A 12,311-nucleotide genomic window follows, 5' to 3' on the forward strand; every position below is an offset into this window, starting at 1 on the left:
TAACGCAAATGCAAACGTCCCTAAAAGGTCTAGCACCTCTGTAAGGCCAATCTCTGAGATAACCGCCATGGCACTGTTTCTTCCTGATCAGCCACACTTTTCAGGTAGCTGAGGTTTGATGTAAATTCGGATGGAAAATTACTCATTAGATTTTACTTCTATAAGAAAGCTACATACGCAGCAGGGCAAAGCACACTACCAGGTACGGTAGACAATGTGGGATTCCCTTTACTATTTACATATCCCCCTATGTACTACAAAAGCTAAATTCAGGACATAAGAGTAGTAAAGTATTGTTTCTTGACCCACCTATAAAGTCTCAATCAGGCTCGTACTTACCCCAGCGTTTCCACTTTTAGATGACGTACCTACGACTAGAGCCACATCTTTCTCCTAGTGACTCTACATGGTCGGGCGTTTGAAAAGTGCACTTCCATGATAGCCTGTAAAATTTGAAAATATTTCGTTATCTGTTTAGTGAAGTCTTCATCTCCAGTTTCGCCTCTGTTAGAATCTTGAGAAGTAAGCATGATTAGCTATACTTGCCACCCGCTAACTATACAGTTCACTTATCTGCTCTGTTCCACCACCTCCTCCTCACCAGACTTAACCTGTCTTTCCATAAAGAAGCATGCCTTCCATGTTCTTGGCACCCAAACGCAGCCCCTTATCTAGCAACTCTTCGAATAGGTAGATACAGATACCCCTTGTCCTCTTAGCTCTTTCTCTTCAGCCCCGCTAGTAGGTTACTCAGCCCTCTCTAGTTGTTGTTGAACGGTATGAGCAGAAAGCGGACAAGCTGACAGGGCTGATTTGAGATTAGGAGCAGTTTAAGGTCGTAAAACCAACCGGAAGAGCCTTTTCCCTGACTAGTGATTACTAGAAAGACCCTGTGGAAGTGAATCCTGAGGCTGTAGCAGAGTATAGCTTCTTTGAGTGAAGGTAGTAATGGCCAGTGCGGGTTGAGAGGCTCGCCGGGACTAATACTAGAGGAAGGCGTGGCAGCAGGCTTGGCGAGAGAGTAAGAAGATTTGCGTACAGGAAGAAGCTTTTGAGCTCCTATAGTACCAGCCGCTCTTAAGCCAGTCTGTTTCCTAATTCTAAAGCGAAACAGCCAAGTAACAATCATAATTTTAGCATTGAAAAAAGATGTAGACGCCAGACTAGCCTATGCCTAAGATGGTCGTTCTCAAGAAGCCACGGTATGGCCGAAAGCCTGAGCCCTGTGGCCTTTGGTTGACGGTCGAGATAAAGTTCGGAGGTTCCACTCAAAGGCAATGGTCTCTAGAAGAGCAACTCGCCCTGGAGTAAGCTTTTCTCTCTCCTGCCGCATCCTGCTAACCCACTTACCCAGCTTAGGGTCTTTCTTCCAGCAAGCAGGAACACGGGTATGGCCATGTTCCTGCTTAAAGGCTACCAAGCGCTTGTACATCTCCTTCCAGGGAACTACCTTCTTCCGCCTAAGGGTCCAGTCAAAGCCTATCCTGTCTAAAAGCTTCACCTTCTGGGAGTCTAGCTCTGCCTTGTTCAGCCTTACCTTATAGGACCAAGCCGATAACTGTGGGTTCGGTGCCCACTGGAAGGGCACCCTTGTGTGTCCGAACCTTTTCCTGTAATCCACCAGGGCATTGTACATCTTCATCCAGTACTCTTTTTGCACACTCCACGGGAACCCAATCTTGTTGAGCTTGTCAATACGGTCGGCCGATAACTTTTCCTCGTAGAAAAGCATTCGCTGCCAGCTTGTCCAGCGCTGTAGCACCGCATTTATTTTGAGGGAGACCTGATAAGTGCCGTGTGCCTGCCTGTAGGCCTTCAACTTCTCAAAGCTCGCCTCCCACTGGGTGTCGTAAACCGCCTTCAGCTGGTCTTGTGTGTCCTTGCTCCACACAAAGCCCAGCTCGTTTAGCTTTTCCAACTTATCCGCCGAAAGCTTGCCCTTAGACTCGAGCCACCTCTGCGAAACCACCCAAACACCCAAGGTCTTGTTCTCCCTACAATTGGCCGGGACAAAGCAGTGACCGTACTGCTGTTTGTAGGCGCGCAGCTGCCTGTACCGCTCTTCCCAATTTCTCTTCCTGATGTGTTCAAAGTTCCAGGTAAACCCTATCTCGTCCAGTCGTTTTTCCCTTTCTGGCCTTAAACGGCCATTCGTCCTGGCCGTCCGCTGCCGTTCGACCCAGCTTGCCAACTTCCCTTTTTTGCCGGGCACCCGGCAGTGCCCGTGCTTTTGACGAAAGGTTATCAACTGCAGGAAGAACTCCTCCCACTGTGCCTCTTGCCGAGACTTAATGCTCCAGATAAAGCCAAGCTCGCTGAGCAGGCGCTGCCGGTCCTCGCGTATCCTGTTTTGGGAGTACGTTCTCCGCTGCACTGTTACCCAATGAGCAAGCTGCTTATCCTTTACCCACTTCTGTGGCACCCGGCAATGGCCGAAGGTTTGCTTAAACTCCTTTAACCTCCAAAGCATCTGATTCCACCTGTGGTCCCTGCTGATAGCCATTTCCCAGTCAACACCAAGGCTGTCCAACCTTTGGAACTGTATTGCCGACAGCAGTCCCTTACTCAGCACCTGCCTAATGAGCCAGTCTTTGAGCGCTTCATGCTTATGGTCACTGGGTAGGCAGGCGTGCCCTTTATTCTGCACAAAGTCAGCCAGCTGCCTGTACATCAACTCCCAGGAAAGGCCCTTGTCTTCAAAGTCAAGGCTTAAAGCTGACAGTTTAGCCTTAAGCTCACACGGGAGCATGTGCCTTATGTTCCTCTGGATGCCGATCCAACTTTCCAACTCTTCATCAAGCTCATCAGCAGTGTCCCCAACAGTGCCGTTCATAGCCTCAAGCCTATGGTAGTTGCTGTACCATAGGCTGAAGAACTCTTTGTTGAAGATTCCTTTCTCTAAGTGTTCCATGGCATTGTTTATTCTCGTGTAAAATTATCGCTCGAGACATCAGACCTGTACGAAGCCAATGTTATGGTTTCGTCAACATTAAGTTGTCGTTGCATCTTTATTAGGCTAGAGGATATTTAAGGATAACATGAGTCAAGAATTCTATTTGAGTGGTCTGGTCTTAAACATTGGATAAACGGAGAGTACTTCTATACAAGAATGAAAACTGAAAGCGTTCTCGCACCATGCGCCCCCAGCACCAGTGACTGCTCGATATCAGCCGTTTTGGAGGGGCCTGCGATGAAGGTACCGAAACCATACTCCTGAGCCCCGATCACGTCATAGGCATGGTGCATCAGGGGGATAATGTTTTGCTGTGGGACCACGAGGGCCAGGTTCTGGCAAATGAAAGGCAGCACACGTAGCGGCAGCTGCGCATCCGTTACCCACAGCGCGGCGTTCTCTGCCACCCCAAGCTGGGCAGGCAGCACAGCCAGGTCAACGTCCGCTAAAGTGTGAGGATCTGTGTCCGATACGGGAGAAGCTTCCGCCACGTCTGCAAACTCAGGGAAAACGGAAATGACCCTCCTGGCACCGCTATGCTCCTTCAGTAGAATCTGCTTTGCCTCCTCTATGCTTTGTACCCGGAATACCTTACTCCCGATACTTACGGCCACTGTCGAAAACTTCTCTCCCAGGTTTGCCTCCTCAGAAGCAAAGGAAGGAACCTCTTGTAGTGGTAAAAGCTCCGGTTGGTTTCTGGCCACTGCAGCCAATATGCTGTCTCTGCTACTCATCTGTCTTTTTCCTGTTCTTTTGATACCACTCCCCAAACGACTCCTTTGGTGGTGCGGGCATTTCGCGCTGCTTGTACCAGGGGTTTAGGTTGTTGTTCACCACAAAAGGCACGTTGCGCATAAACCAACGACCTGCTTTGCCTGCCAACTGGAAAGTTGTGGGCGAGGCAAAGGCCTGCGTCATGGCTTTCATTCCCAATCTTTTTTTCTTGTCCGCATAACCCTCCTTCACGATCACCTGCCGCCACTTGTAAAGCTGGTCATGGATGTCGATTTTCACGGGGCACACATTAGAGCAGGACCCGCACAGCGTGGAGGCAAAGGGCAGGTCTGCGTTCTTTTTCATGTCCAGGTTAGGTGCCAGGATAGAACCAATCGGACCAGCCACCGCGGTATGGTAGCTGTGACCACCGCTTCGCCTGTACACAGGGCAAGTATTCATACAGGCCCCACAGCGGATGCATTTGAGCGAGTTGCGGAAATTTTCTCTTCCCAGCTGTGTGCTTCTGCCGTTGTCGACCAGCACCAGGTGCAGCTCGTGCCCTTCCCTTGGCTTCTTGAAATGGCTGGAGTAGGTGGTGATGGGTTGGCCCGTGGCACTTCTGGCCAAAAGCCTCAGGAAGACGCCCAGGTGCTCCCGTTTTGGGATCAGCTTTTCGATACCCATGCAGGCAATGTGCACATCGGCCAGATGGGCTCCCATGTCTGCGTTGCCTTCATTTGTGCAGATCACAAACTCGCCTGTTTCGGCAATGGCAAAGTTAACGCCCGTGAGCGCGGCGCGGCGGGTCAGGAAAGTCTCCCGCAGATGCTGCCGGGCTGCCTCTGTCAGCACCTGCGGATCAGCCATACCGGCCGGGGTTCCCAGATGCTCATGGAACAAATCACCTATTTCTTCTTTTTTCTTATGGATACAAGGCAGCACAATGTGGCTCGGCGGCTCTTTTGCCAACTGTACGATGCGCTCCCCCAGGTCTGTGTCTATTACCTCAATACCGTTCTCGGCCAGGTAATCGTTCAGGTGGCACTCCTCCGTCAGCATTGACTTGCTCTTGACTATCCGGTCTACCTTGTGCTTTTGCAGGATGGCGTGCACGATCTGGTTATGCTCTGCGGCATCGGCCGCCCAATGCACGATGATGCCGTTGGCTTTCGCGTTCGACTCGAACTGCAGCAGGTAGTCGTGCAGGTTCGAGAGCACGTTGTGCTTGATGCGGGAGGCAGTTTCGCGGAGCTGCTCCCAATCCGGAATGGTATGGGCGGCCTTGTCGCGCTTCTGCCGGATGAACCACAGCGTCTCGTCGTGCCAGTTTACCCGGGGCTCGTCCGCATTAAAAGCATCGGCCAGGGCAGCATGGTCTTTTATTGCCTTTGTGTCTCCTGTCATAGCTCCTGTGCATTTAAGATTTCAGCGATATGCATGACCCGAACGTTACTCTTCTTCCTGCGCAGGATACCTTCCATGTGCATCAGGCAGCTCATGTCAGATCCGGTGATGACTTCTGCATCATGCTGCAGGTGATCCATCACGCGGTCTTTTCCCATTTTTACCGACACGGCCTCTTCGGCCACGCAGAAGGTGCCTCCGAAACCGCAGCACTCATCCTTGCGGGTCAGCTCGATCAGTTCCAGGCCCTCCACCATGCTCAGCAGCTGCTCCGGCTTAGAGAAGGCAGGTGCGACAAGCTCCGACATGGAGGCAAGCTTCAGGCCTCTTTGCCCATGGCAGCTCTGGTGCAGGCCCACCTTGTGCGGGAAACGGGCTTTAAGCGAGTTTACCTTCAGCACATCCGTCAGGAACTCGGTCAGCTCATACACTTTCTGCCGGACAGACTCTGACTCGTTCGGGTATTTACCTGAGTGCAGGTGGTCTTTCATGTGCAGCACGCAACTGCCGGAGGGCGCTACGATGTAGTCGAACTCCCTGAAATTTTCAATGAATTGATTATTGCTCTCCATCGTCAGGTGCTCAAATCCGGAGTTGGCCATGGGCTGGCCGCAGCATGTTTGCCTGGATGGGTACACCACCTTCACGCCCAGCTTTTCAAGCAGCTCGAGCGTGGCAATGGCGGCATTGGGATAAAACTGATCTACGTAACAAGGGATAAAAAGACTTACCGTCATATATTCGCGTCATGCGTTACCGCATAATATTTTAATTCAATGATGTCGTTTGGCAATGGCTTTCTGTTCCAGTGCCTGTGGATGGCCAGGGCTGTGCCAATGGCGGTTGCCTGTGCCATAGAGGCTGCAAACACTTCTTTCTCGGGGTAAAACGAGGCCAGCAGATTCATATAGATAGCGTTCTTGCTGAACCCGCCGTCTACAAAGATACGCTTCACATCAGAACCCTTCAGCACAAGCTGTGTGGAGGCCACCTGCTGCGTCACCAGGTCGAGGATAAACTGGTGATAGGCTTCCACGTCGGAAGCAAAAGAAGACAGGTCCCGCTGCGCAAACCGTGACTCCTGCAGTTGATCCTTTTTAGGCGCAGCGTCCGACACCAGCTCATCCTCCCGCTGTAGTCTGCTAATGATCTCAGGGTCGAAGGGCACCGACTTATAGCGGGCGGCACTCTGATTAAAATGCGCCGCGATGCGCTTCACCTGTTGCTCGTGCTCGTATCCGCCGAAGAACCTGGAAGCCTTCACCGGCTTGCCCTTGTACTGCATATAGCACAGGCAGTCCTTTTGCAGCTCAGCCTCGGTCAGAGGTGTCGTGTTGAAAGGGTTCAGGCTAATGCACCAGGTGCCGGTAGAGATCAGCACGAAGGGCTCGTGGAAGTTGACCAGATACGGAATCAGCGCAGCAGAGCTGTCGTGCAGGCCCACTCCAACGGCATAGCTGTTGCCCGGGAAGGCAGCCGGCACCACGCTGTCAGACGGAGCCAGAGGAGCCAATTTCTCCTGGACACCCTCCTGCTTTACCCACTCGTGGTACTCTCCTTTCGTGAAGTCCCAGAGGTTGGTGTGGCAGCCGATGCTCGTGATGTCAGAATACACCTCCCCCGAGATCAGGTAACTTAAGTACTGGGGCAGGTGCAGCGCGTACTTTATCTTCTTAAACAGCTCCGGCTTCTCGTACTTCAGCCGGTAGAGCTGCATGCCTGAGTTCAGGCTTCCCAGCACAGGAGAAGCTGTTTCTTTCGAGAACTTCTCCTCTCCTCCGTAGGTATCATAGAACTGCTTTTTGAGCTCTTCCGGGTAAGCTTTCAAATAATTGTACAGCGGGCAGAGCGGCTTGCCCTCTTCGTCAATATAGACGAAACTGGCCCCGTAGGTGGAAAAGTTGATGGCCTTCACCTCGAACTCCTGCCGCCTGAACACATCCCTGAGCGAATCAAACACCGATAACCGTAGGCTTTCCAAATTTTCGCAGGTCTCTCCGTCCTCATCCACTGTTTCTATAAACCGTGCCGATTTCTCGTACACGATCTTATAGTTCTCATCGAAGAGAAACAGCTTCTTGTTCGTTTTGCCTACATCGAAAATGGCAACTACAGGTATCTTTTGCATGGCTACAGTCCAGTGGCAACAGTCTTCAGACCGCGTTCGTTGATCAGGTTCTCTCTCACTTTCAGCTCGCGGAACAGTTGCAGCGGGCGCAGGGCAGCTCCGGAGCGCAGGCGCGCCTCAGCCACAATCGGCCGAACGTCGGTGCGGTAGGCCTCCTGCAGGATTTCCTGGCATCGGGCCACATCGTTCTGCTGCTGTGCTCCCGTCAGGGCCTTGCGGTCCACGAGCAAAGCCTGTGCATAGGCGATCATGATGGCTTCCACAGACTGCAGCAGGTCTTCGAGCGGGTCTTTGATGTTATGCGAAGCATCGATCATCCAGCCCAGATCGGTGGCATGGTTCATTCCCCTTGCGTCCATTCCCTCTATCAGTTCATGGAAGATTAGGAACAGCTGGTAAGGTTTGATACTGCCTACCGTCAGGTCATCGTCCCCGTACTTGGAGTCGTTGAAGTGGAAGCCGCCCAGTTTGCCCTCCATCAGAAGAAGCGAAACGATCTGCTCGATGTTGGCATTCGGGAGATGGTGGCCCAAGTCAACAAGTGTGTAAGCTTTCGGCCCGAGTTTGTTGGCGTACAGTAAGGACTGTCCCCAGTCGCCAACGGTTGTAGAGTAAAAATTAGGTTCGAAGGCCTTATACTCCACAAACATCTTCCAGTTATCCGGCAGGGCCGCATACACTTCCTGCAGGCTCTCAAGTGTGTTCTGAAAGGCTTTTCTGAAGTTGAGCTGCCCCGGAAAGCTGGAGCCGTCTGACAGCCATACCGTCAGTGAGTCAGATCCCAGCGCGACACCGTGCTTGATCACCTCTATGTTGTGCTCGACAGCCTGCCGACGCACCGCCTTGTCCACGTGCTGCATGGAGCCGAACTTATAGCTTAGCTTCTGGTCCGGCTGGTCCTGAAAGGTGTTTGAGTTCATGGCGTCGAAGCGCAGGCCGTGCTGTGCGGCAAGCGCCTTTATGCTGGAGGCATTCGTAGGGATGTCCCACGGGATGTGCAGCGAAATGGCACCACTGGACTGGTTTAAGGCGTGCAGCAAGCCCACGTCCTCGATCTTCTCCTCCAGGTTCCGTGGCTCACCACTGCCAGAGAAGCGACCGAAGCGGGTACCGCCCGTGCCAAGTGCCCAGCTTGGAATACCTATCTGAAAGTCAACCAGCTTTTGCAGGACACCCTCTACGTTGTGCAGTGAGGAGGCCGTAAACTCAAACCTGCGCTTGTGCTCCTGCGCATGCTTTTGGTTGAATTCGTCTATCTTATATTTTTCTATTTGCATGAGCCTCGTGTTCTTGGGTTGGATTCATATTTGTTCTCCTTTAAAGGGAACTTATTTCACATCATACATTTTGTGAAAGCTTTGCTTTTACAGTTACCTCACAAAGGCCATGGCGACGCCTCCGTCCACATTCAGCACGTTTCCGGTTGACTTATTCAGAAGCCCTCCCACAAAAGCAAAGCAGGCGTTGGCGATATCTTCCGGAAGGATGATCTCATTGAGCAGCGTGCGCTTCGCATAAAATTCCGGCAGCTCCTCCACTTTCACACCGTAAGCTTTGGCCCGGCCCTCGGCCCAGCCACCTGCCCAGATGTTGCTGTCGCTGATCACAGCATCCGGGTTCACCACGTTCACACGGATACCGTCGCCACCCAACTCGGCTGCGTTTAGCCTGCTCAGGTGCAGCTGAGCCGCTTTGGCAGATCCGTAACCTGCATTATTCGGCCCGGACACCAGCGCGTTCTTGCTAACTATGTTGAGCACATCACCGCCGATGTCCTGCTTGCGCATCAACTCCACACCTGCCTGCGTTACCATGAACTGGCCTTTCACCAACACGTCATACAGCAGGTCCCAGTCCTTATCTGTGTGGTCCTCAATTGATTTAGAGATGGAAAGCCCGGCATTATTGACAATGATATCAACTCCTCCGAAAGCCAGAGCGGCTGTGTTGAAAGCCTCCTGTATCTGGTCGCCCTTTGTTACGTCAAGCACAGCCGTGGCATAGCTGTCCTTGCCATAGGCTGCCTTAAACTCCACACCTGCACCTTCTAAACGCTCTTCGTTCATATCGTTCAGCACCACCACGGCACCTTCCTCCACGAACTTTTTCGCGATGGCCTTACCGATACCGCCCGCGCTGCCTGTGATGAGCGCGATTCTGCCTGAAAGTGCCTTGGGCGTCGGCATGCGCTGGAGCTTCGCCTCTTCCAGAAGCCAGTACTCTATGTCAAAAGCCTCCTGGCGCGGCAACGAAATGTACTCAGACACTGCCTCCGCCCCTTTCATCACGTTGATGGCGTTAATGTAGAATTCAGAGGCCACACGGGTTGTCTGTTTGTCCTTTGAGAAGGTGAACATACCCACGCCCGGGTACAGAATAACAACAGGGTTCTTGTCACGCACGGCCGGGCTGTTCGGGTGCTTGTGGTTTTCGTAGTAGTCGGCGTACATCTGGCGATATTTCTCAAATGCAGGGGCAAGCCGCTCTTTCAGCGCCTTCACATCCGACAGATCCTCATCCGGCTTCAGGTTCAGCACCAGCGGGCTGATTTTCGTGCGCAGGAAATGGTCCGGGCAGCTGGTGCCCATCGGTGCCAGTCTTTCCAAGTCGTTGGAGTTAATGAACTCCAGCACGCGGGCATCGTCTGTGAAATGCCCCACCATGTGACGCTCGCTAGAGCAAAAACCGCGTAGCACCGGGACCAGCGCGGCTGCCTGCTTCCTGCGTTGCCTCTCCTCCAGACTCTGGATTTTGGCACCGCCGAACACAGGGCCCTTCTTTCCGATATTTTGCTCCAGGTACTCGGCGCAGCGCTCGATTACCTCCAGTGTATTCATATAGCTTTCATAAGCCGTATTGCCCCAGGTAAATAAGCCGTGTGAGCCCAGCATGATGCCCCGGATGCCAGGGTTCTCCTCCAGGCACTGGCGCAGCTGAAGTCCAAGGTCAAAGCCAGGGCGCTGCCAATCCACCCATCCAATGGTTCCGCTGAACAGCTCCTCTGTTATCTTCTTCCCGTCTTTTGCCGCCGCAATGGCAATGGCCGCATCTGGGTGCAGGTGGTCGATGTGCTTGAAGGGCAGAAAGCCATGCAACGGCGTATCAATGGAGGGAGCTTTTGAGCTCAGATCGAAGATGCTGTGGTTGAAAAGTTCCACCATCTCATCTTCATGGGCTATTCCTCTGTACACGTTCTTCAGGCTTCTAAGGCGATCGACATACAAAGCGGCAAGGCCGCTGCGCTTCAGCGTGCCCAGGTCACCACCGGAGCCCTTCACCCACATCACCTCTGTTTCCTGGCCCGTGAGCGGGTCCTTGGCCATGGCCTTGCAGGATGTGTTACCACCGCCGTAGTTGGTTAACCGGAGGTCGGCACCCAATAGGTTCGACCGGTAGATGAGCAGCCCTACCTCATCGCCTGCAAGCTTGGCGGCCTTCTCTTCATCCCACAAATAGCTTACATGCCTGAATTCTGTTTTAGTTGTCGACTCTAACATATGCTTCAATATTTATAAGTTACACTTTCTTTATAGTGAGTTCCCGAACCCGACTATAGTCACCGAGAGAATAATCACTGCAATACCTGATATGATTGTCGCAAAGGTTCTTCTATGCACGCCTCTCCATTCCCCCAACAAAATCCCCCACACATTCGAGATCAGGATAATAAAGGCCATATGCAGTATCCACGAGCTTGCCCCGTTGCCGAGTTTACTTTCTCCCATACCATAGAAGAAGAATTGCATATACCAGGTGGTGCCTGCCAGAGCTGAGAATAGGTAGTTGGATGCAAGAGGTGTTTCTTTGTTGGTGTAGTCGCTAAAGGTCCTGTTTTTGATGTTAAGCAGCATACACCAGATAAAGTTGGTTGTGAGGCCGCCCCATAGAATAACGACAAAGGCCACATTGTTCTGAAACAGCGGATTACTACCCATCTGCACAGCCATCTCTGCCATAGGCTTGCCCGCCTCGATGGCGTAATTGAAGCAGGCACTCAATATGCCGGATATTACAGCCACTGTTATCCCTTTGGATAAATTAAATTCCTTGATTCCGGTTTGCTTCTGCTCCGCGGTCATGTCATTTTCCTTCATCATCCCTGCCTTCCCAGAAATAACAATACCCACTAGGCAAACCAGTATGCCCAGCAGTACTACCTGACCACCAGTAGCACCCAGCATACCCGTTAGAGTTTCACCACTGTTACTTGAAACAATATCACGGTATAGGGGAGGCATCAAAGCCCCGAAAGCTGCTGATAGCCCTAGCATAACTGTCTGGCCTAGTGAAATACCTAAGTACCGCAAACCTAGTCCGAAGGTGAGACCACCAACGCCCCACAGAACACCCAGGAAATAGGTCCAGAAAAGGGTATTAGGGTCAGCAGCCTGGATAATCTTTAGGAAATTTGGTACCGTCAGGTAAGCTGCCAGAAAGGGTACAAGCAGCCATGAGGCAAATCCACCCACAATCCAATAACTTTCCCATGCCCAGCCTCTTACTCTTCTGAAGGGAACATAGAAACTGCCGGAAGCAAAGCCGCCGATAAAGTGAAAGGCCACACCAAGAATCGCTTGCATATGAATGTGTAACTGTGCTTCAATATATGAAACACGAAGACAGATACTGTCCTGCACTGTCATGCTTAGTAAAACAAGGAATAAGGCTATTAGTGGGAAGAACAGTGTACCGCCTGTTACTAGGACAGGAAATAATTGCATATTGTATTTAAAAAGCTTTTTACAAGCTTTAGTACTTTTTTAGGACGAATTGAAGAATTATAATTCCAGGTGCATAGAATAAACATGAGTCATCCCGAAGTTTTTATCCTTAGGTAAACGACAAGTTTATTGAGCAGGGGTCCGCGCCAGCCGGATGCGGTAAAGCGGTGCAGGAGCGCTCCTGCACCGCTTTACTATTCTATGGCAGCCCATGCGTAGGAGTTGCACTCTTTTATCCTGCAGCTGCCTTTCTAACAACAAGAGTAGGAAGACATAAACAAGTGTGACCGTCGGCGTGATCACGTGGCGGGAAGCATCGACTGAAAGCTGCAGATGGCAGCAGAGACGGCGGGCCTTGACCGGTTTGACGGCGATGCGGGCGTCGGGG

General features: G+C 52.0%; 9 protein-coding genes and 1 pseudogene. All 10 read right to left on the reverse strand.

Going from position 1 to position 12,311, the window contains the following annotated elements; all coding sequences use genetic code 11:
* Positions 1-760: 760 nt before the first annotated feature.
* On the reverse strand, positions 761-1,129 hold the full coding sequence (locus CHB92_RS24970) for a transposase (protein ID WP_144266397.1): 369 nt from the start codon (positions 1,127-1,129) through the stop codon (positions 761-763).
* 60 nt (positions 1,130-1,189) lie between these two features.
* Entirely contained in the window at positions 1,190-2,911 is a 1,722-nt protein-coding gene (locus tag CHB92_RS24975) for a helicase associated domain-containing protein (protein ID WP_089321967.1), read from the reverse strand.
* Between the two features lie 188 nt (positions 2,912-3,099).
* Positions 3,100-3,687 carry a LutC/YkgG family protein gene (locus tag CHB92_RS24980; RefSeq protein ID WP_089321968.1) on the reverse strand — a complete coding sequence of 196 codons (588 nt, stop codon included), beginning with the start codon at positions 3,685-3,687 and terminating at the stop codon, positions 3,100-3,102.
* Entirely contained in the window at positions 3,680-5,074 is a 1,395-nt protein-coding gene (locus tag CHB92_RS24985; protein WP_089321969.1) for a lactate utilization protein B, read from the reverse strand. The genes CHB92_RS24980 and CHB92_RS24985 overlap by 8 nt, the downstream gene beginning before the upstream one ends.
* Positions 5,071-5,811, reverse strand: coding sequence for a (Fe-S)-binding protein (locus tag CHB92_RS24990; protein ID WP_089321970.1), 741 nt, complete (start codon positions 5,809-5,811; stop codon positions 5,071-5,073). Before CHB92_RS24990 ends, CHB92_RS24985 begins: the two co-directional genes overlap by 4 nt.
* Positions 5,808-7,202 (reverse strand): FGGY-family carbohydrate kinase, encoded by a 1,395-nt coding sequence (locus CHB92_RS24995; protein WP_089321971.1) that lies wholly within the window; start codon positions 7,200-7,202, stop codon positions 5,808-5,810. The genes CHB92_RS24990 and CHB92_RS24995 overlap by 4 nt, the downstream gene beginning before the upstream one ends.
* Positions 7,203-7,204: 2 nt before the next feature.
* Positions 7,205-8,479 (reverse strand): TIM barrel protein, encoded by a 1,275-nt coding sequence (locus CHB92_RS25000; protein ID WP_089321972.1) that lies wholly within the window; start codon positions 8,477-8,479, stop codon positions 7,205-7,207.
* A gap of 93 nt (positions 8,480-8,572) precedes the next feature.
* On the reverse strand, positions 8,573-10,699 hold the full coding sequence (locus CHB92_RS25005; protein ID WP_089321973.1) for a bifunctional aldolase/short-chain dehydrogenase: 2,127 nt from the start codon (positions 10,697-10,699) through the stop codon (positions 8,573-8,575).
* A 30-nt stretch (positions 10,700-10,729) separates the two neighbouring features.
* The gene (gene rhaT, locus CHB92_RS25010; RefSeq protein ID WP_089321974.1) at positions 10,730-11,782 is read right to left on the reverse strand and encodes an L-rhamnose/proton symporter RhaT; all 1,053 of its coding nucleotides are present in this window, start codon (positions 11,780-11,782) and stop codon (positions 10,730-10,732) included.
* 267 nt (positions 11,783-12,049) lie between these two features.
* Positions 12,050-12,311 (reverse strand): annotated as a pseudogene (locus CHB92_RS26035) (hypothetical protein); the annotation flags it as partial.

It is taken from the genome of Pontibacter ummariensis, from assembly GCF_900188175.1.
In the GTDB taxonomy this organism is placed as follows: domain Bacteria; phylum Bacteroidota; class Bacteroidia; order Cytophagales; family Hymenobacteraceae; genus Pontibacter; species Pontibacter ummariensis.